Annotated in this window: 14 protein-coding genes; 1 reads left to right on the forward strand and 13 read right to left on the reverse strand. The window is 74.4% G+C overall.

Translation table 11 applies throughout. The features are described from left to right. Window positions 1-83: 83 nt before the first annotated feature. The 13 genes from fxsT (ABZZ04_RS05195) to ABZZ04_RS05255 all read right to left on the reverse strand — a co-directional run bounded on the left by fxsT (ABZZ04_RS05195) (window position 84) and on the right by ABZZ04_RS05255 (window position 22,150). Complete coding sequence (gene fxsT, locus ABZZ04_RS05195) at window positions 84-3,470, reverse strand: FxSxx-COOH system tetratricopeptide repeat protein (protein ID WP_356930821.1); 3,387 nt, start codon at window positions 3,468-3,470, stop codon at window positions 84-86. Continuing rightward, the gene (locus tag ABZZ04_RS05200; RefSeq protein WP_356930822.1) at window positions 3,467-4,807 is read right to left on the reverse strand and encodes a CHAT domain-containing protein; all 1,341 of its coding nucleotides are present in this window, start codon (window positions 4,805-4,807) and stop codon (window positions 3,467-3,469) included. The genes fxsT (ABZZ04_RS05195) and ABZZ04_RS05200 overlap by 4 nt, the downstream gene beginning before the upstream one ends. Then, window positions 4,797-6,653 (reverse strand): hypothetical protein, encoded by a 1,857-nt coding sequence (locus ABZZ04_RS05205; protein ID WP_356930823.1) that lies wholly within the window; start codon window positions 6,651-6,653, stop codon window positions 4,797-4,799. Before ABZZ04_RS05205 ends, ABZZ04_RS05200 begins: the two co-directional genes overlap by 11 nt. A gap of 7 nt (window positions 6,654-6,660) precedes the next feature. Further along, the gene (locus tag ABZZ04_RS05210; RefSeq protein ID WP_356930824.1) at window positions 6,661-7,620 is read right to left on the reverse strand and encodes an AAA family ATPase; all 960 of its coding nucleotides are present in this window, start codon (window positions 7,618-7,620) and stop codon (window positions 6,661-6,663) included. Beyond that, window positions 7,617-8,030, reverse strand: coding sequence for a CU044_2847 family protein (locus tag ABZZ04_RS05215; RefSeq protein WP_356930825.1), 414 nt, complete (start codon window positions 8,028-8,030; stop codon window positions 7,617-7,619). The genes ABZZ04_RS05210 and ABZZ04_RS05215 overlap by 4 nt, the downstream gene beginning before the upstream one ends. Window positions 8,031-8,115: 85 nt before the next feature. Further along, window positions 8,116-11,109: an FxSxx-COOH system tetratricopeptide repeat protein gene (gene fxsT / locus ABZZ04_RS05220; RefSeq protein ID WP_356930826.1), complete on the reverse strand. Its 2,994-nt coding sequence runs from the start codon at window positions 11,107-11,109 to the stop codon at window positions 8,116-8,118. Between the two features lie 81 nt (window positions 11,110-11,190). Further along, the gene (locus ABZZ04_RS05225) at window positions 11,191-12,618 is read right to left on the reverse strand and encodes an HEXXH motif-containing putative peptide modification protein (RefSeq protein WP_356930827.1); all 1,428 of its coding nucleotides are present in this window, start codon (window positions 12,616-12,618) and stop codon (window positions 11,191-11,193) included. Beyond that, window positions 12,615-13,808, reverse strand: a complete 1,194-nt coding sequence (locus tag ABZZ04_RS05230) for an FxsB family cyclophane-forming radical SAM/SPASM peptide maturase (protein WP_356930965.1) — start codon at window positions 13,806-13,808, stop codon at window positions 12,615-12,617. The genes ABZZ04_RS05225 and ABZZ04_RS05230 overlap by 4 nt, the downstream gene beginning before the upstream one ends. A gap of 265 nt (window positions 13,809-14,073) precedes the next feature. Then, window positions 14,074-14,271, reverse strand: coding sequence for an FxSxx-COOH cyclophane-containing RiPP peptide (fxsA, locus tag ABZZ04_RS05235; protein ID WP_356930828.1), 198 nt, complete (start codon window positions 14,269-14,271; stop codon window positions 14,074-14,076). A gap of 291 nt (window positions 14,272-14,562) precedes the next feature. After that, on the reverse strand, window positions 14,563-18,150 hold the full coding sequence (locus ABZZ04_RS05240; RefSeq protein ID WP_356930829.1) for an SAV_2336 N-terminal domain-related protein: 3,588 nt from the start codon (window positions 18,148-18,150) through the stop codon (window positions 14,563-14,565). A 7-nt stretch (window positions 18,151-18,157) separates the two neighbouring features. After that, window positions 18,158-19,189 (reverse strand): MoxR family ATPase, encoded by a 1,032-nt coding sequence (locus tag ABZZ04_RS05245; RefSeq protein ID WP_356930830.1) that lies wholly within the window; start codon window positions 19,187-19,189, stop codon window positions 18,158-18,160. A gap of 88 nt (window positions 19,190-19,277) precedes the next feature. Beyond that, window positions 19,278-21,353, reverse strand: a complete 2,076-nt coding sequence (locus ABZZ04_RS05250; RefSeq protein WP_356930831.1) for a trypsin-like peptidase domain-containing protein — start codon at window positions 21,351-21,353, stop codon at window positions 19,278-19,280. A 56-nt stretch (window positions 21,354-21,409) separates the two neighbouring features. Beyond that, the gene (locus ABZZ04_RS05255; RefSeq protein WP_356930832.1) at window positions 21,410-22,150 is read right to left on the reverse strand and encodes a CU044_2847 family protein; all 741 of its coding nucleotides are present in this window, start codon (window positions 22,148-22,150) and stop codon (window positions 21,410-21,412) included. A gap of 209 nt (window positions 22,151-22,359) precedes the next feature. On the opposite strand from ABZZ04_RS05255, the gene ABZZ04_RS05260 reads away from it, so the two are divergent. After that, a complete protein-coding gene (locus ABZZ04_RS05260; RefSeq protein WP_003992906.1) occupies window positions 22,360-22,539 on the forward strand; it encodes a DUF6104 family protein in 180 nt (59 codons plus the stop codon). Window positions 22,540-22,554: the final 15 nt, after the last annotated feature.

The following is a 22,554-nucleotide window of genomic DNA, read 5'->3' on the forward strand; positions in this document are numbered from 1 at the left end:
AGACGATCGCGGGGGCGGGCCCCTCGGCATGGGACGCCGCGGGAACGGGCCCGTCCCCGACGGCACCGCGGCGACAGGACCGTTCAGACGATCATGGGCTCGAAGTCCCAGAACTCCAGGTGCCCGGCACGCGCCGGTTCCTCCGTCGCTCTCCGGTAGGCCGCGGTGAGCGGGTGGTCCGCCCCCAACAGGGCCGTCGCCCGCGGGCCGTTCGCCCGGCCCAGCTCGTGCGCCCCGTCGGTCCGTCCGTTCCGCATCCGGACGAGCATCGCGTTGAACGCGCAGCCGAGCGCCCAGGGGTGCGCGGGGTCCACCGCACGGGACATCAGGGAGCGGGCCCGCTCGATCTCGTGACCGGCGGTGTCCAGTTCCCCCAGCACCCAGCGCATCAGCCCGAGATTCCCCTCCGTCCCGATGGTGTACGGGTGTTCGGGACCCAGCATCGACCGGTATCCCGCCACCACCTGCTCGTGCAGCGTCAGCGCCCGGTCCGGGTCACCCGCCCGCCGCTCCGCGCAGGCCGTACTCGCCGTGATCAGCAGGGTGAGCGGGTGGTGCTCGCCGAGGAGCCGCAGACAGTCCCGCCGTACCCGGGCGAGGTCGGACCGGGCGGCGACCGCATCTCCTGCGGAGTACCGGCACAGCCCGAGGTTGTGCCGGGCGCGCAGGGTCTGCGGGTTGTTGGCGCCGATCGCCTCCAGGTGCCCGCGGACCGTCTGTTCCAGGATCTCCTCGGCCTCGCGGTGGTGTCCGAGCAGCCGCAGGTCGATGGCGCAGTTCAGTTCCGAGTACAAGGTGGCGGGGGCCTGCCCGCCCAGCACGGAACGCCGCAGGTCCAGTGTGTGCCAGTCCTGTTCCAGCGCCTCGCCGTAGCGGCCCAGCAGCCGCAGCGACACCGCGAGGTTGTTGTCCGCGTTCAGGGTGCGGTGGTCCTGTCGGCCGAGGACGTCGAGGTAGCGGTCCCGGATCGAGGTGGAGAGCCGCAACGCCTCGTCGTACCGGCCCAGGCCCCGCAGGTCGGCGGCGAGGCCACCGGCGGCGCGCAGGTGCGCCAGGTCGTGCTCGCCCCGTTCGGCCCCGAGGTAGTCGGCCGCCTCGCGCTCCACGCATGCGCTTGTCGTGTAGTTGCCCAGGGCCCGGAGCAGATTGGCGTAGTGGTGGCCGAGGTCCCAGATCCTGGGGTGGGTCGCGCCGAGCAGGGTCCGCCAGGAGGCCATGGCCGGTCCGGCGAGCCGGACACCGCTGCCGTACTCGCCGGAGAGGTACATGTGACGCAGGCAGTCCAGGACGAGGTCCTGCACCGCGGGTTCGGTGCTCTCCAGCACCTCCGCCCACTTCAGGTGCGGGGTGAGCGCGGCGTATCCGGGCCACGCCCGTACGTCCGAGGGCCGTCCCCTCCTGACGGCGGCCAGCGCGCCGCGGGCCGCCGCGGCGCAGGTCGCGCGGTCGGCCGCCGTCAGTTCGTCCCGCACCATGCGGTGGACCATGCGGTGGATGTGGAGGGCCCCGGGCGGATCCGCCGTTCCCCTGACCGGGAGGGCCGTTGCCTCCAGCCTGACGACCGAGTAGCGCAGCAACTGCTGGACCGCACGGTCGAACACGTCCGGGTCCGCGAGCGCCTCCAGACCGCCGACGGTCTCCCAGGCGACCCGGTGCAGCAGATCCAGCGGGATGGAGCCGGGGGCGAAGAAACCGCACAGCCGCAGCAGACCGACGGATTCCGGGGCCGTCTCCTCGAGCTTGTTCAACAGGATCGACCAGGCGGTCCGGAAGGCGAGCGGGAAGTCGGCGGAGACCTTGACGACGTCCTGGCCGATGCCGCCCTCCAGCAGCAGCTCGATGTACTCCTCCACGGACATGTCGGAGTCGTTGAGCCAGCCCGCGGTCTGGTCGAGGAGCAGCGGGAGGTCCTCCAGTGCTTCGGCGAGCCGGTCGGAGTCGTACGGGGTCAGGCGCGGTGCGCGGCGGCGGATGAAGGCGACCGACTCGTCACGTCCGTAGACCGGGACCTCGACGAGATTGCTGTTGTGCTCGCTCCAGCCCGGGTCGCGGGAGGTGATCAGCACGTGTCCGGGGCCGGTGGGGACCAGGTCCCAGATGTGCTCGGGCTCGTCCGCGCCGTCCAGGACCAGCAGCCAGTGGGAGTGCGGTTCGCCGCGGCGCAGCGCGTCGCGCACCGCCCGCAGCCGCTCCCCGTACTCGTCCCCCGTGGACAGGCCCAGTACGGGTGCCAGCTCGGCCAGCTTCTGCCGGTAGAGGGACCGGCGGTCGGCGGGCACCCACCACACGACGTCGTACTCGGAGCCGAACCGGTAGACGTACTCCGCCGCCAGCTGGGTCTTGCCCACACCCGACATGCCGTGCAGGGTCACGACCCCGGCGCCGGGGCGGGCCTCGTGCAGGGTCCCGTACGTCGTGACGAGCAGGTCGTCGCGGCCGGTGAACCGGGTGTTGCGGCGCGGGACCCCGCCCCACACCTCCGGGGTGTCGGCCGGGTACCGGGGCCCCCGCCCGGCCCCGACGGGCTCGGGCAGCGGGTCGGTGGGCAGGCCCAGCCGGACCAGGAGCCGGCGCTCGGCCTCCTCGGCACCGACACCGGTGAGATCGGCCGCGCCGAGGGCCGCGGCGGCGGCGGGCAGCACGGCCCCGGTGACGCGGACGGCGGCGAAGCGGTCGGGGTCGGGGGCGACGACCTCGCGCAGCGCCCTGTTCCACTCCTCGTGGCCGTGCCCGCCCAGCCGGAAGTACTGGTCCCCGAGGACCGTGAGGACCAGTCCCGGGGAGAGCGTCAGATCCCGCAGCGACTCCTCCAGCGGCGTCTCCACCGGCGGGTCCCAGCGCTGCTGGACGACCGTCACCCCGCGCCGCTCCAGCCGGTCCCCGATCCACGCCGCCCAGGCACGGTTGAAACCGGCGAAACTGATCGTGACGTGGTCCACCTGGCCCGGTGCGGTGCGCGGCACCGGATCCGGGGCCGGGACCGGGAGCGCCTCGGTGTCCGTGGCGGCCGGTCCGTGCGGCTCGGGTGCGGCCGGCCCGTCGGGTACGTATCCGGCGACCGGGGCCGCCCGCTGCGAACCGGCCTCCGCCGGCTGGACGATCCGGCAGGGCAGGGCGGCCTTGCGGACCGGCATCCCCCACTGGTTGGTGATGGTCAGCCACAGTTCGGCGGGCCCGATGACCGGGCGCGCCGTGACGACGAACCGGGCCGGGCCGTACGTTCCCCCGTAGCGGTGCAGTACGAGGGAGGGGTCGTCGAGCACCTCGCAGACGAAGTGCCGGCCCCCGTCCAGCGCGACGGTGAAGGTCAGTTCCTCGTCCTGGTACGGCCAGGCCCCCGGGTCCTCCTCGCCCCGCGGCCCGAGCGGACCGCGCAGGTCGACGGTGACGAGGTAGGCGCAGCCGGCCTCGGCCTCGTGGGGCCGGCTGACGACGGGTTCGATGAGCAGGGCCGGGTCGTCGCCGTTCACCGTGCGTTCCCCTCCCCGTGCGTCGTCCCGCCGGGGCGCGGTCCGCTCAGGCTGAGCGTGCTGAGCGGATGCCCGTAGTACTGGAACATGAGGCTGTACAGCAGACGCAGGACGGGCCGTTGTCCGTCCACGTTCAGCCGTCCTTCGTGCCGGGCGCGCGGCAGGTTCGTCAAGGGGCCGAACTCGTCCAGCGCGCGGGCCCGGAACAGGCGCAGCGAGTCGGCGACCGGTCGCCAGGGTTCGGCCGCCAGGGTGTCGACGAGTTGCCGGATGAGTTCGCGCGCCTCGCTGTCGCCGACCTGTCCGGCCGCGACGACGCAGCCCCCGGCGCCCTTGCGGAGGAAGAGTTCGGTGAAACCCCGCAGGTCCGTCTCCCCCAGTCCGGTGTTGCGGACGAATCTGGCCGAGTGGCAGGCGTTGAGGCAGACCATCGAGTGGTCCTTGTCGAGCACCGTCATCGGGCGGTCGTCGTACTCGGACCAGGTCACCTCGGCGAGGGTGAGCGCGTCGACCCGGTCGTCGTAGGTGCCGTGGGCCGCCATGTAGACGAGGCCGACGGGATCGGTCGGACACGCGTCGAGTTCGTCGAGGAAATCATCGATCGTCACATGTGGGCGGTGCGCGTATCCCCGGAAGACCGCCATGTCGGCCCGCATGTCGTGGATGCGGCGTACTCCGTCGCGGTGCGGGCGGGCCGGGCGCGCGTCGTGGAAGTAGTAGCCGAGCACATCGCCCGCGGCCGCCACGGACGCCTCGGGCAGCACCAGGTCGGCGCTGCGGATGGTGAGCCACCGGGTGACCGGGACCAGGGCGCCGAGGAGTCCTTCGCCCAGCCCGTTCGCCGGGTCGGCCGGCAGCCAGAACGCCTCCCAGGGGATCTCGTAGCCGGTGTCGTCGTGGACGGTGATCCGCAGGTCGTCGCCGTGCACCGTGCGGGCGCGGTTGATCCAGGCGGCGAGCCGTCGCTGGTTGTGGGACCAGTGCCGGATGTCGCGGAGCAGCTGGGAGGGGGCCGGGCCGTCGCCCAGCGCGTTGCCCAGGCCGATGTCGGCGGGGCGCAGCTGGGTGGGTCCGGTGGTGTACGGGAGTCGGGGTATGCCTTCGCACCAGGCGCTGACCCCGAACGCCGGGAAGCCGCCGTGGCTCTCGTGGTGCGGGACGACCGTGATCCGGGCGGTGTGCGGCGGCGGCCGGCTGTCGGCGTCGGCCTCCGTGAGCCCGAGCCGTTCGCGCAGTCCGGTGCGCACCCCGGCGGGTACGGGGGTCCTGGCCAGGCGCCGGCCGGTGGCCACGGAGTTCTCCAACAGGCGGCGCAGGCCCGCGGATTCACCGCCCATGGTCGGCCGCCTCGAGTTCCGGCCTGCCCGTGACCACCCTGCCGTCGAGGGCCTCGGCCAGCAGGTGCGGGAGTTCCGGGTACGGCTGCCGGCCCGGGTCGACGACCAGTACGTGCAGCCGGGTCCGGTCCATGCCGCTGATCCGGCCGGCCGCGGCGAGCGCGTCGTCGATGCCGGTGCGGCCCACGGCGCCGTGCCCGGCCCGGCCGAGGCGGCTCGCGGCGAGCGGGACGTTGCCGCGCCCGTCGGTCACCACGACCAGCAGGGCCTCCACCAGGCCGGCGCGGTGGTGCCGGAAGGCCCGGCGCAGGGTCTGTTCGGCCAGTTCCAGTCCGTGGGCGAGCGGGGTGGCCCGGCCGGGCGGCCGGGCGAGGGCGGCGGCGATGCGCGGGGAGCGGGTGGACGGCGCGGTGAAGGACTCGGCCCGTACCTCGTTCGGTGCCCCGCGTCCGCCGATCTCGACCACGTGCACCGGGGCGCGGGTGACGTAGGCCCACTGCAGGAACGGTTCGAGCGCCGGGTGCCAGTCCCAGTCCTCGCGGCAGGTGTGGTCCAGGACGAGGGTGAGCATCCGGACGGGTTCCGGCGCCCGGACGTATCCGCGCAGGTCGCGCGGGAGGATCACCAGACGGTCGCCGCCCTCCCGCACCGCCCGGTACTTGGCCGCCTCCATGGCCGTGCGCACGGGTGCGAGGTCCCACAGGTCCCGGGCGGGGCGCACGCCGACGACGGGGCCGCGTGCGGCCCGGGGGCCGGTGGCGCGCCGGGCCGGGGTGCGCAGGGCGGTGTCCTCCGGCGGCGGTCCCGGGGCGTCCTCCGGGTAGGGGGTGTCGTCGGGCGGCCAGGGACCGGCCGCGCGGGCCGAACCGATGTGCTCGGCGGGCCCGGGTTCCAGGACGGGGGTGCCGGGTGCGGGGTGCCGGTCGGTGCCGGGCCGGGGTTCGGGGAGGATGCGGGGCGCGCTCCGGGCGGTGTCCGCGGTGCCGGGTTCGGGCGGGGGTTCGACGGACGGGTGGCGGGCGCCGCGCAGCCGGACGAGGCGGGCGGCTGCTTCGGCGTGTCCGGCGGTGAGCCGTCCGGCGCCGTCGAGGCGGGCCAGGGCTCGGGCGGTCCGGGCCAGGGCGAGGGGTCTGCGCTGCCCGGTGCCGTCCTGGTCGTCGAGGAGTTCCAGCACCCGGGACGCGAAGTCGGCGTCGGGGTGGAGGGGCGGTCCGGAGCCGTGGGTGCGGGCCCGGTCCAGGGCCGTGCTCCAGCCGGTGGGGAGAGGGCCGAGCGGGGTGCCGCCCGGCCGGGTGCGCAGTTCCGGGACGGTGAGGCGGAGCGGGAAACGGTCCAGGAGGTGCGAGGGGACGCGTTCGACGTCCTCGGTGCGGCAGGCGGCCAGCCAGCGGGCCTCCGGCCGCCAGCGGCGGCTCAGTCCGGCGTGTTCGACGGTGGCGACGTCGGCGCCGAGGAGCTGCACGGCGGCCCGTTTCCCCGGCACGCTGAGCCTGGCGAGGTCGGGGACGACGACGAGGGAGGGTCCTGGCACCGGTTCGGTGAGCGGTCCGGGGTCCAGGGCGAAGTCGATGCCGTGCGGGCCGCGGCGCACCCGGGGCCGTAACCACAGCTCCTCGTCCGTGGTGGCCGCGGTGAGGGTGGTGCGGGGCACCGGCGGGCCGGCGGGTCCGGCGAGCAGCCGGTCGAACGCGGCGGCGACGGCCGCGAGACGCGTGTCGGGGAGGTCGAACAGCAGCACCCCGGACAGTCCCGGTTCGACGGCGGCGCAGGCCAGTGCGGTGAGCAGCCGCCGGGGCGGTCCGTCGGGATCCGCGGCGGGCGAGGGCCGGGGCACGGGTGCGGGCATCGGCGGCTCAGTCGAAGAGGTCGGCGACGCGGTCGTCCTCGTCCGGCCCCCAGACGAGGGCGGCGCCGTGGGCGGAGTCCGGTCTGCGATGGCGCAGGGCGAGCGGCAGCACCCGGCGGACGTGGTCCGGTCCGACCCGTGGGGCCCCGTCCCGTGCGGCCAGTGCGCGGGCGGTCTTCGCCACGAGGAGGTCGCCGCGCTGCCCGACCGCGCCCACCCGTTGCGCCGCTTCGGCGCAGAGCCCGCTCATGTCCTCGTCGATCCCGACCTCCCCGAGCCGGCCCCGGGCCGCCAGGAGCGCGGCGCGCAGGGTGTCGTTCTCCTCCTGTGCGGCGCGCAGCCAGGCGGAGTCCTCGTTCTCCAGCTCCTCCTCGAAGGCGAGCACGGTCGTGATCATCCGCCGGCGTTCGTCGAGGTCCAGTTCGGACGCCGCCACCATCAGCCCGAACCGGTCGAGCAGTTGGGCGCGCAGGCTGCCCTCCTCGGGGTTCATGGTGCCGACGAGTCCGAACGACAGCTGTCTGGACACGTCGATGCCCTCGCGCTGGATGGACAGCACGCCGGTGGACACGACGTCCAGGATGATGTTGACGAGGTGGTCGTCCAGCAGGTTGACCTCGTCGATGTACAGCAGCCCTTTTCCGTCGGCCTCTTCGAGCAGTCCGGGCTGCGGCTTCGCCACGCCCCGCATCAGCGCGTCCAGTTCCCAGCCGCCGACGACCCGGTCGTCGGTCGCGTTGATCGGGAGGGTGACGGGCAGTTCGCCGCCGGACATGAGGGCGAAGGCGCGGACGACGGTGGATTTGGCGGTGCCCCGCTGCCCGGCGATCAGCACGCCGCCGATCCTCGGGGAGACGAAGTTGAGTTCCAGGGCCAGTTTGAGTTCGGTCTGCCCGACGATCCGGCTGTACGGGAGGATCGGCATCCGGCCCGCCGGGGTGGCGGGCGGGGGCGGTGCCCCGCTCATGAGGGGGTCGCCACGGCGGTGGCCCGTCCCTCGTCGCCGGGCTGCCAGCGGAAGGTGACCTGGATCTGCGCCTCGGCGCCGGCCTTCACCACGGCCGCCATGCCGGCCTCGAAGGTGATCCCGACCTGGAGTTCGATCTCGTCGGGGCGCATCCCCTCGCCCAGGTCGCCGAGTCTGCGCATCGCCTGGGCGGCGCAGCGCCGCGCCAGGTCGAGCCCGTCGCCGTACAGGTCACCGGCGCTGCTCAGGGCGCGCCGGGCGGCGTCCGCGCCGCCCCGGGTCTCCTCCGGGCTGTAGAAGGACTCGTCCGCCCCGGCCGGTTCCGGGTCGGCCGCGAAGGCCTCGGCGTCCACGACGACCGGGATCGGGCCGTCCTCCCCCGGTGCCGCAGATCCGACGACGACCGCCATTCGCTCCCCCGATCCATCTCAACGAACGTGCTGAGCAAGGATACTGACGGTCATTCAATTGTTGAGCCGCTTTCCTCGAACCGGATCAGATCATCTGCGGCTCGAAGTCCCAGTACGGGCGGTTGCGGGAGCGGGCCGAGACGGTGTGGACGTGCTGGTCGCCCAGGGTCGCCCGCAGGTCCTCCAGCGCCTCCGTCTCGACCTTGTCCGCGCGCTGCCGTTCGCGGAGGCCGCGCAGGTCCGCGGCGTGCGCGATCCGGGCGGAGAGGGTCAGCGGGTGGAGCCGGCCGAGGACCTCGGTGGCCCTCGTGCCGACGGCGTCCGTCAGCGCGGCCGCGGATTCCGGGTCGCCCACCAGGTTGCGCAGCGCGGAGGCGTTGATCGCGCAGCCCAGGGTCCAGGGGTGGTGCTCGCCCACGGCCCGCGTCATGTCGGCGAGCGCCTGTTCCAGGAGAGCGTGGGCCTGGTCGCGTTCGCCCACGTTGCGCAGGATCAGGGCGTGGTTGGCGCGGGTTCCCGCCACGTACGGGTGCTCCTCGCCGAGCATGTCCGCGTAGCCGTCGACCACCTTCTCGCTTATGGCCCGTGCCTGGTCGATGTCGGCGTGTTCCCGGGCGAAGAAGCTCTGGCTGGCCGCGAACATCATCGTCAGCGGGTCGTTCTCGCCGAGCACCCGCTCGCACCGTTCGAGGACCCTGGTGAACAGGGACGCGGCCTTGGACCGTTCCCCCGAACGGTACTGGCACAGCGCGAGGTTGTGCTCGGCGCGCAGGGTCTGCGGGTTGTCCTGGCCCATGACCAGGCGGTGCACCCGGACGCTCTGGTTCTGGAGCGACAGGGCGTCGCCGTACCGGCCGAGCAGCCGCAGGTCGGTGGCGTAATGGATCTCGGAGTAGAGCGTCCAGCTGTGCCGGTGGCGCAGAACCTGCCGCCGGGCCTCCAGTGTCCGCCGGTTCAGCTCCAGGGACTCCTCGTAGCGGCCGAGCAGCCGGAGCGACATGGCGAGGTTGTTCTGCGCGCTGAGCGTGCGCGAGTCCTGGTCGCCCAGCAGTTCGCGGTAGGACGCCAGGATCCAGGTCGACATCTCCAGCGCCTCGTCGTACCGGCCCAGGCCCCGCAGGTCGGCGGCGAGGCCGCCGGCGGCGCGCAGGTGTTCCAGGTCCTGTACGCCGCGCTCGTCGCGCAGGTGGTCGACGGCGGCGCGCTCGATGGCCTCCGTTCCGGCGTAGTCGCCGACGGCCCGCAGCAGGTTCGCGTAGTGGTGGCTGAGGTCCCAGACCCGGGGGTGGTCCTCGCCGAGGAGTTCCCGCCAGGCCCTCATCGCGCGTTCGCCCAGTTTGATGCCGGCCCGGTACTCGCCGGAGAGGTACATGTAGCGCAGGCAGTTGAGCACCAGGCCGTGCACGGCCGGGTCGGTGCTCATCAGTACGTCGGCCCACTTCAGGTGCGGGGTGATCTCGGCGTAGGAGGGCCACAGCCGGGTGTCGTGGGGGCGGCCGGGGTCCGCGGCGGCGAGGGCCCTGCGGACCACGTGGATGAACTCGTCGCGGTCCCGTTCCGGCATGTCCTTGCCGACGATCTGGTGGACCATGCGGTGCATGTAGAGCGACTCGCCGGACGACGACTCCTCGCCGGCCGTCTCGTGGGACTCCAGGCGGACCACGGAGTACTGGCGGAGCTGGCCGATCGCCTTGTTCCACAGCAGCGGGTCGTTCATCAGGCCGGAGAGCTGTTCCGGCAGGTCGCCGGGGGGCATCTCCCGCAGCAGCCGCACGGGGATGGAGCCGGGGGCGAAGAAGCTGCACAGCCGCAGCAGGTCGACGGATTCCGGGACGGTCTCCTTGAGCTTGTTCAGCAGTATCGACCAGGCGGTCTGGAAGGCGAGCGGGAAGTCGGCGGAGACCTTGACGACGTCCTGGTCGATGCCGCCCTCTAGGAGTTCGATGTACTCCTCGACGGACATGTCGGAGTCGTTGAGCCAGCCCGCGGTCTGGTCGAGGAGCAGCGGGAGGTCTTCGAGGGCCTCGGCGAGCTGGTCGGCCTCGTCCGGGGTCAGGCGCGGTGCGCGGCGGCGGATGAAGGCGACCGACTCGTCGCGTCCGTAGACCGGGACCTCGACGAGGTTGCTGTTGTGCTCGCTCCACTCCGGGTTGCGGGAGGTGATCAGCACGTGCCCCGGACCGGTGGGGACCAGGTCCCAGATGTGCTCGGGCTCGTCCGCGCCGTCCAGGACGAGGAGCCAGTGGGAGTGCGGTTCGCCGCGGCGCAGCGCGTCGCGCACCGCCCGCAGCCGCTCCCCGTACTCGACGCCGGTGGACAGGCCCAGTTCGGGGGCGAGTTCGGCGAGCTTCTGGCGGTAGAGGGCGCGGCGGTCGGCGGGCACCCACCACACGACGTCGTACTCGGAGCCGAACCGGTAGACGTACTCCGCCGCCAGCTGGGTCTTGCCCACGCCGGACATGCCGTGCAGGGCCACGACCCCGGCGCCGGAGCCCGCGTCCTGGAGTGCCTCGTACGTCGTGGCGAGCAGTTCGTCGCGGCCGGTGAACCGGGTGTTGCGGCGCGGGACCCCGCCCCACACCTCGGGGGTGTCGGCCGGGTACCGGGGCCCCGGCCGGGCCTCGGCCGCCTCGGGCAGCGGGTCGGTGGGCAGGCCCAGCCGGACCAGGAGCCGGCGCTCGGCCTCCTCGGCGCCGACGTTGGTCAGGTCGGCCGCGCCGAGGGCCGAGGTGGCGCCGGGCAGGGCGGAGGTGGTGACGCAGACGGCGGCGAAGCGGTCGGGGTCGGGGGCCACGACCTCGCGCAGCGCCCTGTTCCACTCCTCGTGACCGCGCGGGCCGAGCTGGAAGTACCAGTCGCTGAGGACCACCAGGACCCGGCCGCGGGAGAGCGTCAGATCACGCAGCGACTCCTCCAGCGGCATCTCCACCGGCGGGTCCCAGCGCTGCTGGACGACCGTCACCCCGCGCCGCTCCAGCCGGTCCCCGATCCACGCCGCCCAGGCACGGTTGAAACCGGCGAAACTGATGGTGACGGTTTGCGCCCCGGTTGCTCCAACTTGCTTACGCGTTCCGGGCATTCAACCGTCTCCCTGCCTCGATCCGAGCCTTGTCAACATACACCGGAGCACGGTCGCTCCGGTGGACGATCCCGGGGTCCCTCACGGCCTTCGCGGTCCGTTCCTCTGCTGCCATATCACCTTGGCGGTGGCCACGTACGCCTCCGCGCGCGCGAGGTGCCCCGCAGGGGGCGGACAATCGTCCAGACGGTGGTAGAGCGCGATCATCTCGTTGACCAGCACCCGGCCCTCCCGGGTGAGTGCCGCCGAGCCGGCCAGTACGGGCAGTACGGCTCCGACCTGTTCGCGGCAGCGGGCGTGCTCGGCCCAGGCCAGGTCCCGGTGGGTGACGCGGCGGGCGCCGAGGGCGAACCGCTGCCAGTAGTCGGCGAGCGCGATGTGCGAGTAGGCGCCCTGCAGGAGGCCGTCGAAGGGCCGGGGGTCGGATCGCCAGGGGGCGAAGTGGCGGGGCTCGGCGTCCTCGTGGTGCAGCGGTACGAGGGCGCAGAGCGCGGCCAGTTTGGTGTGCTGGAGTTCGTGGACGAGGGTCGAGGCGAAGTAGGCGGGGGTGGCGGGTTTGCTGCTGAGGACGGCGCCGAACGCCTCCCGCCTGGTGCCGCTGCAGTGTGCCGCGCTCTCGCCGACGGGTCCGGAGCCGGGCGGCGGCCCGAGCGGGACCAGGCAGCGCAGCAGGAGCGCCGCTTCGGTGAGGCGGTGTTCGCCGCCGATGGCGAGCAGGGGTGCCACTCCGGCCCAGGACTCGGCCCAGGACTTGCGTTCGTGGTCGTCGATGTGGGTGGCGACGCTCAGCCCGTGGCGCTGGAGTCCGCGGCCGTCGGTGCGGTAAGGGTCGACGTCGTCCAGGGGCACGGGGCCGATGCCGTGCCGCGCGGCGGGCAGGGCGAGCACCGGCAGCCAGCGCGGGTCGGCCGATCCGGTCGTGCCGTCCGGCTGCGGGTGTGCGACGAGGGGTGGTACGGCGGCGTCGTCCTCACGCATCGTCAGTTCACCGGCCCGGAAGGCGACATCGACGGCCACGGAGGTTCGGGACGCCGTGCGCAGGGCGCCCAGGGTGGGCAGCGGGAGGAGTCCGTCGTGTGCGGTGAGCCGGGCCGTGAACGGGATTCCGGCACGGATCGCGGCAGCGGCCGCCAGGGCGCTCAAGTGGTCGAGATCGGCGCGGAGTTCGGGGTCGGGGACGGCGTCGGAGCGGGTGACCGCGGCGGGGGCGGAGAGGCCGCGCAGGCAGCGTTGGGCCCAGGGCCCGGTGAGCGGGTGCAACAGGACGGTGCGCACCGCGGCCCGGTCGGCGCGTTCGGCCGTCTCCAGCAGGTCCCAGTCCGCGCGGAGGCGGTCGAGCGCCCGGGGCGGGCAGACGGCGGCGGGGGCCGCCCCGGCCGCGTCGAGCAGGGCCCGCAGCAGGACGAGCCGGCGGGTGTCCTGGTCGCGCACGAGGACTTCGAGGGTGCGGGAGTCGCCCTCGGTTCGGCCGAGCCGGCGCAGCATGTGGTCCGTGAGTGGGGGGATCATCGGCGTTCTCCTGCGGTTGCGTCGGACAGCCGGGCGGCGACGTGACGCACCAGCCGTTCGAGGTCGGCGCAGTAGACGGACGGGTTGGCGAAGCCGTTCTCTGCGCGGTAGCGGTGGGCGTAGTGGCCGCCCCCGCAGACGGTCAGCAGCGGGCAGGCGCGGCAGGCCGCGGCGAGCGCGTCGGCGCCCGTCAGACGGGCGGCGACGCCCGGGTGGCGCAGTGCGTCGTCGAAGGTGTGGTGGAAGACGTCGAGCCCGGTGGCCGCGGCCGTGTCGTAGGCGGACTTGAGGGAGTCGACCTGTTCGATCGTCCCGTCCGTCTCGACCACGATCGCGTCGACGGGGTCGAGGCCGAGGGACTCGGTGGCGCCGGGCAGGCCCAGCAGCAGGGCGACGCACTCCTCGAAGAGCCGGACCCGGGTCTCCCGGCGGCCGGTGCGCCACCAGCGGTCGAAGACGGTGACGAGCCAGTCGCCGTACGGGGTGGGACGACCGGGGCCGGGGCGTGACGTGTCCGCGGGCGGGAGGCCGGGGCCTACGTGCGGCGCGTCCGCGGGCGGGAGGCCGGGCGGCGGGTTGGTCCAGTTGCCGTGCGGCAGCAGCAGGTCGATCGCCGGGGGGCGCAGGTCGAGCAGCGACTCGTACGTCTCGATCGGGTCGCTGCGGGGATCGACGACGGTGAGGATGCCCGCGTAGGCGTCGGGGTGGTGGTCGGCGAGGAGCCGGGCGCCGCGTGACGCGGCGGGCCAGGAGGGGCGTCCCGCGTGGTCGGTGCGCCGGGCGTTGTGGGCGGCCAGGCCGCCGTCGAGGCTGATGCCGATGCGTATGCCGTGCCGGGCGAGCGTGGCGGTGCGGGCCCGGGTGAGGAGGGTGGCGTTGGTCTGGAGGGTGGGGTGGACGGTGCAGCCGTCGGGTGCCAGGTCGCGTACCCGGTCGGCGAAGGCGGCCAGCCGGCCGGCGCCCGCGAGGAGGGGTTCGCCGCCGTGCAGGACGAGTGCCACGTCGCGCAGTCCGTGGGCCGCCGCGTGTTCGGCGATGCGGTGCGCGGTGCGGTCGAGGACGGCGGGCGCGGCGGCGGCCGGGCGGTCGCGCCAGGTGCGGTCGGGGCCCTCGTAGAGGTAGCAGTAACGGCAGGCGAGGTTGCAGCGGCCGTGCACCTTGACGATGAACTGGCCGAAGGCGGGCCGGATCCGGTCGTTCCCGGCGCACGGGGGCGGTTTCGGCGTCGCCTGTCGAGACACTCCCGCACCCCCGCGCCGTTCACATTCGCCGGTACGGCCCCCGTTGCCGTCCCGAGGCGAGTATCCCTGGCCTGCCGGGCGGGCAAACCCGTCCCGCTTCACGATGTCCTGTTCAACCGGCCCCCGGACCGAAATCGTGTGGCCCCGGCACCTTTCTTCCGGTGCCGGGGTGCGGAGGCGGGCGCCGGGGCGCCGGGGCCAGAAGCGGCGGGGGTCAGAACGCGTTGGTGAATCCCCACAGCATCTCCCGCGGCTGCTCGGCCCGCCCGCGCAGGTCCGCGACCACCTCGGCGAGCACCGGATGGTCCAGTGTCCGCAGCGACTCCAGGTCGAGCCCCAGCAGGTCCGGCAGCGCGTCCGGCCCGCCGGTCGGCCCGCCGTCCGGGATGTTCCTGTGCACCGTCTCGCTCATCACGCCTCCCCGTAAGCACCGCTCGTGCCCGCCCCGGCGCGCTCGCCCTCGAACGCGCCTGGCCGGACCCATGTCCTCGACCTGCGAACCTGTGGACCCGCGGCCCGTGACCCGGAGTCCGTGCACCGGCACGGGCCCCGTCCCCGTACGGGCCGCCACTGTACGGATGCCCCGCAGGGCCGGGGCTACGCCTTGTGGGACGCACGGCCCGACGGCGCCGGGCGCGCGACCCCGTACGAGGGCGGCCCCGCACCGCCCCGTCGTCCCTCCGCCCCTCCGGTCCGCCGCCGCTCAGCGTTCCAGTTCCGCCAGCCGTTCGGCGGTCGATTCGCCCGCGGCGCCGCCGCCGTCCGGCAGTTTGTTCCACTCCCGCCGGGCGGCCCAGTACGCCGTACGGGCCGCCCGGGGGCGTTCCGCCCGCTCGTACGTCACGCCCCGCCAGTGGTGGGCCGTGGCCTGCAACTCGACGGCCCGGCGCGCCTGTTGCGGTGCGTCCGGGTCCTCCTCCGCCACGCCCGCCGCCTCCGCCGCGCCCCGGAACGCCTCGGCCGCGTCGTCGAGCCGGGCGGGGCGCCGCAGCACCCGGGAGGCGTCGAGGTGGGCGCGGCCCAGTTCCAGCCAGCAGCGCGCCTCGGTCAGCGGGTCGACCGCCTCCTGGGCCGCGAGGCCGAAGAGGTGCTCGGCCTCCCTCAGATCGACCCGGTCCTCGGTGGCCCGGTGCCGCAGCATCAGCGCCCTGCCCAGCATCAGCAGCCGCTCGGCCTGGTGCGCGCTGCCCGCCGCCGTCTCCGTGCGGCAGTCGCGCAGCACCCGGATCGCGGCGCCGACGTGCGGCCCGCCGTCGGGCAGCCGGGCCCGGCGCAACAGGGTGCCGCCCCATTCGGCGAGCAGGTCGGCGTGGGCCTGCGAGTCGCGCGGGACGCCCCGGGCGGCCCGTGCGAACCAGTCGGCCGCCGCCACGAGTTCGTCCGGCTCACCGGTGTGCTCGTACCGTGCGACGCGGACCCGTCCGGCCCTGATCCGCAGTGAGGCGCGCAGCCGCTGGTCGCGCACGGTCTCCAGGGCCTGCTCGATCAGGGTCGCGGCCTCGTCCGGCTCCTCGCCGGAGCCGAGCAGGGCGTCCACCAGGTCCAGCAGGATGCGCACCTCGGTGCCCATGGTGTACCGGCCGCCCTGCTCGAACGCGGTGCGCAGGGAGCGGGCCGCCTGCCCGGCGTACACCCGGGACTGTTCGACGTCGGCGGTGGCACCGGCCAGTTTCAGCAGGGTCCTGCCGTGGGCCAGGGGGAGGGACGCGGGCCGGTTCTCCTGGTCGGGCCAGACGTCGGCGAACGCCTCCAGCATCCCGCACGCCGCCTGCAGCAGGGCGGTGTCGCCGTCGAGCCGCCACTGCGCCTCCAGGGCCCGGACCCGTTCCAGGGTGAGCCGGAGCGCCTCGGCGGGTTCCAGTCCGGGGGCCGCGCAGGCGGCCGTGTACTCGCGGTCGGCGCGCCGCAGCAGCTCCACCGCGCCGCGCCGGTCGCCGCGCAGTCGCCGGTCGTCGGCCGCGGCGTGCAGCACCTTGGCGAGCACGGCCCGTTCGCGTACGGAGCCGGGGTGCTCGGCGGCCCGTTCGGCGGCGTACTCGGCCTCGCGGAGCAGTTCCGCGTCGCCCTGGACCTCCCACAGGCGCAGGACGCAGCGGGAGTACTCCGCCCACAGGCCGGGTTCGGCGCCCTGAGCCCCCTCCCGTTCGGCGGCGCCGCGCAGCAGCTGCACGGCGTCGATGAGGTACTGCACCATGCTGTCCGACTCGAACTTCCGCAGGAGGCTCCGGGCGCTGTCCACCGCGGCGTTCGGGGTCCGGACGGCGCTCGTGGAGCCGCTCCGTCCGGTGCGTGTCACGAACTGTTCGGGCAGGGGCATGAAACGCTCCAGTACGCGGACCGCCACCTCGGCGAAGGGGTGCGGGACCCGTGACGCACCGCCCTCCCCGTTCTCGCCGCCCTCCTCGGTCTCCTCCTCGGGTGCGCCGTTCCCGGCGGTTCCCGTCCCCGTGGGACGGGCGTACCGCGACGGTCCGCGCCTGGCCTCGCCGAGCTGGGCGAAGGCCAGGGCGGGGAAGTTCGGCCCGCCCTTCCCGAACCGCTGCTCGATGTACTCCGAGCAGTGCTTCAGCACCAGCAGCGCCTCGTCGCGCCCCAGCGGGCCGAGCAGCGACTCCCGGACACCGGGCACGAACTCGAACCACTGCCCGTCGTCGTCGCCGTCCTCGCCCCTGCTCCGGGTCAGCAGGCCGCTCAGCAGCACCTCGGCCAGTTCGGAGGGGCCGGAGTGGGGCAGCATCGTGCGCTGCACCAGTTGCATCACCGGCAGGTGCAGCGGCGCCGCCGCGAGATAGACGGCCAGTTGCCCGGCGACCGGCGAGGCCGCCGAACGGAAGCGGCTGACCAGCTGGAGCGAGGACAGGCCGCCGCCGGGGCGCTGCGCCGCTGCGGCCGGCTGGTCGGCCCGCACCCAGCCGACCGCGCCGGAGACGTGTCCCGCACCGCTGCCGGAGAGCAGCCTCGCCCAGGCCGCCAGCGCGGCCTCCACCGGCGGGAGCACCGGGACCGCGAGGGCACCGGGGTGCACGGCGGGGCCGGTGCCCGGATGTTCCACCACCTTCAGGACGGCGGCTCCGCCGGGTCCGTCGCCCCGGGACAGCGAGCCGTAGGTGACCGGCAGCCTGGTCCGGTTCCACATCCGCTGCGGCAGCGGCTGGAGCACGGCGGCCGGGGCCTGTCCCGCCAGGTGGTGCAGCAGCCGGTGGGCCCGTCCGCCGTGCCAGAGCGGACCGGCGCAGTCGCTGACCAGGACGGTGACGCGGCGCCCGGTCGGATCGCTCAGCCGGTCCGCCGAGCTGAGCGGCGCGGCGCCCGGGTCGGGGCTGCGGCTCACCGCGGCCGCGCCGTCCGGCCCCTGGTGCAGATAGCGGACCTGGACATCCCTGAAGGCACCCAACTGGGCGAATATCTGCTGGAGTTCACCGAACATCCGGTCCCACACCAGCATCGAGGACGAGGCGTCCATGACGCACTGGAGAACCGCTTCGCGCCGGGACTCGCCCCGGAAGACCGGCATGACCAGTCCGCCGGCCCGGGCGCTGCGCTCCGCGGTCGCCACCTCGTCGAGGACGCGGCGCAGCGGCGGGGCGGCCGGGCGGTAGCGCTGCAACGGGCGCATCGCGCGCTGGAGCCGCAGCGGTGCGGGGAGGGCCGGCGCGGCGGGCACCCCGAACGTGAGGGCCCGCGCACCGCCTCTTCCCGCACCCGCCCGGCCGGTCTCCGGCGGGGTGCCGGGCCCGGCGGCGGGGGCTCCGGTGCGCGGTACGGGGTGGAGGGTGATTCGCCGGTCGGCGTCCGCCCGGTCCTCCCGCGCCCGGTCCCCGTCGTCCGGTTCGTCCTCCGTCCCGGCGTCCGGCCCGGTGGTGCCCGGTGGTTCCACGGCGTCGGGCCCGGGGCGTACGGACGGCCCGGCCGTCCCCTCCGGCGGGAGGCGAACGAGCGGAACGTCCCCCTCCGTGAGGTCGTCGACCGGTGGCGCGTCCGGGTGCCGGGCCCACCGGGCCAGCCAGAAGGCGTCGCGGAGCTGCTCGACGTCGGGATCGAGCCCGGCCTCGCGCAGCCGCGCCACGAACGCGGGGTAGAGCCCGGCGCCGTCGGCGGCGACCGACGCGTGCTCCGACGCTCCCGGCACACCTTCCGGCGCCGACGCCTCCCCCGGTACCGGCACGCCTTCCGGTACCGGCACGCCTTCCGGCGCCGCGGCCTTCCCCGGCGCCGACGCGTCCTGCGGTGTCGCGGCGTCGTCGGGGCCGTGCCCTCCGTCCGGCCCGTGTCGTGGCCCGGCGCCCGTCATCGGCTCATCACCTCGGCCGGTCGAGTCGCTGGATGAGCAGGTCCGCGAGCCGGTCGCGGCCCGCCGGGGCGGCGGCGTCGGTGAGGTAGATCGCGTTCAACAGCTGGTCGGTGGCGAGGAGTTCGCTGCGGGACCGCTCCAGGAAGTGGGCGATGAGGTCGTCCCCGGACCGGGCCGCCTCGTCGCCCAGGTGGGCGCGGACGAACGTGGCCAGGCGCTGGTGGTCGGGGCGGCCGAGCTCCAGGTGGATGCAGCGGCGCATCAGGGGCGCCGGGAAGTCCCGTTCGCCGTTGCTGGTGAGCACCACGAACGGGAAGGACGTGCACTGCACCCGGCCGCCGCGCACCTTCACCTTGTTGCCGTCGTCGTCGAGCACCTCCGCCTCCCCGCCGGGCAGCCGGTCGGCGATCCGCTCCAGCTCGGGGATGCCGAACTCGCCCTCCTCCAGCACGTTGAGCAGGTCGTTGGGGAGGTCGATGTCGCTCTTGTCGAGCTCGTCGATCAGCAGCACCCGCGGCCGTTCGGACGGCAGCAGCGCGGTGCCGAGCGGGCCGAGCCTGATGTAACTGCCCACGTCACCCGCGACGTCGGCGCCGCCCGCGCCCGCCGCGGCACTGTGCGCGGCGATCTGCACGTCCTGGAGCCGGGCGATCGCGTCGTAGTGGTACAGCCCGTCGAGCAGCGTCGTCCGGCTCACGATCGGCCAGCGCAGGACCCGGCCGAGCCCGAGCTCGTGGGCGACGGAGTGGGCCAGGGTGCTCTTGCCCGCGCCGGGGGTGCCGGTGACCAGCAGGGGACGCCGCAGGTAGAGCGCGGCATTGATCATTTCGAGCTCCTCGGCACCCGGCCGGTGGAGCTCGGCGACGTGCCGGTGGCCGCCGAGGCGGCGGTCGGCGGAGCCGTCCCCGTCCGCCTCGTCCGGGTCCGGCGCGCCACGGCTCGCGAAGTCCCGCCAGGGCGGCGGCGGGGGCAGCCTCTCGATGCCTTCGTGCGGTTCGCCGGCCCCTCGGTAGATGAGCCACTCGCTGGGTTCACTCATAACGTGTTCCTCGTCGTCACTCGTCCGCCAGGGCCGGCAGTCGAACGTGCTTCACGGTAGTCATCCGGCACACACCCCGTAAGGGGGTTCACGGTGCTTGCAGCAACTCACCGGCGCCGCACGCCGGTTGTTGCGGGTCGTCGAACATCAGCACCACCCCATGGGACCAATACGTCTCCGCCTGCCCCGCGAACACCCCTTTTCTCAGTTCATGGATCCTTCGCGGGAGCTGGTCGGCCGGCCGGCTCCCCGCGACCGCGTCGCCGACACGGAGGTGGAACTCCGTGCAGACCGCGGCCGGTTCGGATCCGGGCCGCCGCCACAGGGCCACGCCGAAGCCGCCGTCGAGCACGCGCACGAACCCCGCGAGGCTCTGGGCGTCGCCGATTCCGCCGTACCGGCAGAGCACCGGGACGGTCTCGTAGCCCAGTTCGCGCAGCTCCGTCACCGCGGGTACGGATACCCGCAACGCGTCCGCGCAGTCGACGACCGCGGCCCTCATCGGGCCGGTCCGGGTGCGGTTCCAGCGCGCCTCGCGTTCCCGGAACCCGTCGTCGGACGGTTCGGGGCGCTCGTCCGAGCAGCGGACGACCACCGGCCGCTGGACCCCGAGCGGCCGTCCGTCCGGCGGCAGCCGCCACTCCTCGACCTCCAGGTCCAGCAGCGCGAGCGGCACCGAGACCTGGAGGACGGCGGGGCTGCCGGGTTCGTCGCACAGCCGGAACGCCTCGGTGAGGGGCGCGGCGAGCCTGCCCCGCAGGTCGCCGACCGCCGTTCCCTGGCTGTCCTCGGTCATGGGCACGTCCTGGCCGGAGGGGAAGGCCACGATCCGCCAGTCGTAGCTGCCGGGTTCCCAGGCGCGCGCCTGCAGGCTCAGCAGGACGAACGGCGCGGGCCGCGGCGGGCCGTCCGGGCCGCCGGCCGACGGCTCGGGGTCCCGCCGGGGCCCGAGCTCCCGGCCGTACCCGGCGGGGTCGTACGGGGCCGGGTCGTGCCGGTCCGGGGCGTCCTGGGCCGGGTCGTACCGCTCCCGGTGCCGGAGCCTGGTCATCTCCAGGCGGAACGGCGGGCCGAGCCGGTTCTTCGCCGTCTCCTTCACCCAGTCCCACAGGGCGTCCTCGGCGAGCTTGGTGGAGGGCACCGCGTAGGGGCGCTCGGCGGCGATGACGCCCATGCAGTAGCGCAGGACGAGCTTCAGCGCCTCGTCGCCCTCGCGCGCGTCGTAGAGGACGCCCAGCCCGTCGCGCCAGCCGCGCGGGGCCGGGACGCCGACCGGCCGGTACACGTGGCCCAGGCCGCCGAGGATGTCCAGGAGGTTGCGGGTGCTGACCGGCGGCGGGAGCTTGGCGAGCCGGCCGAGCAGGTCGACGCGTTGCTGCGGGGTGAGGGCCGGGCCCGCCGTGGTGCCCAGGTCCCGTTGGACGTCCGCCCAGGTCTCCTCGCCGTCGACGGGGTTGTCGTGCCGGTCGGCGTGGTAGCGGTCGTGGGCGTGGAACACGGCCTGGTACGGGTCGTCGGACTCGGCGGTCGCCGCCGACTCCGGCACGGGGAGCGTGCGCAGCCGCTCGATGCCGATGGCCGTGCCGCCGGGGGCGTCGTCGGAGCGCGACTTGAGGACGCCGACGACCTCGCCGCGGGCCAGGTCCACGAGGGGGCCGCCGGACATCCCCGGATACAGCTGGCTCGCCTCGATCAGCATCTGTTCGTCGTCGTCGGACCAGTCGTCGATGCTGCCCACCACCCGGCACTCCCGACCGAGCCGCTTGGGCGTCCCGGTCCCGCCGTCCGCCCAGCCCGCGAAGTAGTACATGCCGCGCTTCAGTCCCGTGGAACGCTCGCTGAGGTACACGCAGGGGTGGTCGACGGGGCGCAGCAGCTGGATCAGCGCGAGGTCGGGGGACGGCCATCCGCCGGTGACGGGCCGCTCCTCGGGCAGGGCGGCCACGACGGTGCCCCCGACGGTGACGGCCTCGCCGCCGCGGGCCGTCCTGTAGACCACGTCCACCTGGCGTCCCCTCCCCTCCGACGCCACGTGCGCGCACGTGAGGACCCAGCTCGGGGCGATGAAGAAGCCGCTCCCCAGGAAGTCGCCCCCGGATTCCCCAGGGGCATACCCGGGCTCCGGACGATGGATGCGCACCGTCGCGTCCTTCACGAGGCTCATCAGAGCGGACTCCCCGCCGCTCGGGCCGGGCCACGCGCCCCCGCCCGGCGGCCGCGTCACGATCCGCTTCCGTCCTCCGGCCCGGTGCCGCTCGCATGCGCCGGTGCGCCGGCGGATGCCCCGGCGGACGGATCGCCGTCGTCCGGTTCACCGTCGTCCGGGGGCACGGGTGCGGGCGCGGGTCCGGCGGCGGGCCGCCCGGCGGAAGGCGCCGGTGCCGGTGGGTCCGCCGGTGGGCCGATCAGGGGCGGTGCCGAGGGCACGGGCGGCGGGACGACGGCCGCGGGGCCGGACGGTACGGGCGGGGCGGCCGACTGCCCGGTCGTCTGCGCCGGCACCTGCGCGGGGGACGACGGGTCGACGGGCGGGCCGCCCCCGTTCCAGGTCAGGGTGACCTTGATCGACCCCTTGGCCTCGCCGTCCGCGAGGAGTCCGACGACCTTGCCCGCCTTCGCGGTGAGCTCGATGCCGAACTCGACGCTGACCTCGTCGGGCCGCACGGACCGCAGCGGCTCGGCGAGCGAACGCGCGACGCCGGTCACGACGCCGTGCAGACTCTCGACCCGGGCCTGCACCCGGTCCGACATCCGGTCCGCCCTCCGCTCGGTCCGGATGTCCGTGAAGGACGGCCCCGACCCCGGGCGCGCCCCGACGTCCGTGAACGACGGCCCCGTCGACGCCACCGGCTCCGCCGGCTCCTCCGGTTCCGTCAGCTGCTCCGCGCCGGAGATCCGTGCCCAGATCTCCGTACCGTCGGGCATCTCGATACGCGTGATGCGGGCCTCACTGTCGCCCATGAAAACCCCCCGTTCCCCAACTACTCGCAGGCTAACGGCAGTACGCACCCGAAGCGAGGGACACGAGGAAGTGCGCGGACCGGGGTGCGGGGGCGGTCCGGGCAAGTTCCGGACCGGGGTGCGGGGGCCGTCCGGGCCGGTTCCGTACGGGCTCCGGAGCGGGTCCGGGACGGGCCCGTGGGGCCTTCACCAGGCATTAGGCTTGGCGCATGTACTTCACCGACCGCGGTATCGAGGAGCTGGAGAAGCGGCGAGGCGAGGAGGAGGTCACCTTCGAGTGGCTCGCCGAGCAGCTGCGTACGTTCGTCGATCTCAACCCCGACTTCGAGGTGCCGGTCGAGCGCCTCGCGACCTGGCTGGCCCGGCTCGACGACGAGGACGACGAGTAACCACCCGTAACGACC

Source organism: Streptomyces sp. NPDC006435 (assembly GCF_040612315.1).
Taxonomy (GTDB): domain Bacteria; phylum Actinomycetota; class Actinomycetes; order Streptomycetales; family Streptomycetaceae; genus Streptomyces.

What these genes read in the sequence shown, in the direction of transcription:
- ABZZ04_RS05200 (WP_356930822.1), bottom strand. Translation starts at nt 4,807, where the DNA reads ATGGGCGGTGAATCCGCGGGCCTGCGCCGCCTGTTGGAGAACTCCGTG.
- ABZZ04_RS05215 (WP_356930825.1), bottom strand. Translation starts at nt 8,030, where the DNA reads ATGGCGGTCGTCGTCGGATCTGCGGCACCGGGGGAGGACGGCCCGATC.
- ABZZ04_RS05260 (WP_003992906.1), top strand. Translation starts at nt 22,360, where the DNA reads ATGTACTTCACCGACCGCGGTATCGAGGAGCTGGAGAAGCGGCGAGGC.
- ABZZ04_RS05205 (WP_356930823.1), bottom strand. Translation starts at nt 6,653, where the DNA reads ATGCCCGCACCCGTGCCCCGGCCCTCGCCCGCCGCGGATCCCGACGGA.
- ABZZ04_RS05250 (WP_356930831.1), bottom strand. Translation starts at nt 21,353, where the DNA reads ATGAGCCTCGTGAAGGACGCGACGGTGCGCATCCATCGTCCGGAGCCC.
- ABZZ04_RS05240 (WP_356930829.1), bottom strand. Translation starts at nt 18,150, where the DNA reads ATGACGGGCGCCGGGCCACGACACGGGCCGGACGGAGGGCACGGCCCC.
- ABZZ04_RS05210 (WP_356930824.1), bottom strand. Translation starts at nt 7,620, where the DNA reads ATGAGCGGGGCACCGCCCCCGCCCGCCACCCCGGCGGGCCGGATGCCG.
- ABZZ04_RS05225 (WP_356930827.1), bottom strand. Translation starts at nt 12,618, where the DNA reads ATGATCCCCCCACTCACGGACCACATGCTGCGCCGGCTCGGCCGAACC.
- ABZZ04_RS05255 (WP_356930832.1), bottom strand. Translation starts at nt 22,150, where the DNA reads ATGGGCGACAGTGAGGCCCGCATCACGCGTATCGAGATGCCCGACGGT.
- ABZZ04_RS05245 (WP_356930830.1), bottom strand. Translation starts at nt 19,189, where the DNA reads ATGAGTGAACCCAGCGAGTGGCTCATCTACCGAGGGGCCGGCGAACCG.
- fxsT (WP_356930826.1), bottom strand. Translation starts at nt 11,109, where the DNA reads ATGCCCGGAACGCGTAAGCAAGTTGGAGCAACCGGGGCGCAAACCGTC.
- fxsA (WP_356930828.1), bottom strand. Translation starts at nt 14,271, where the DNA reads ATGAGCGAGACGGTGCACAGGAACATCCCGGACGGCGGGCCGACCGGC.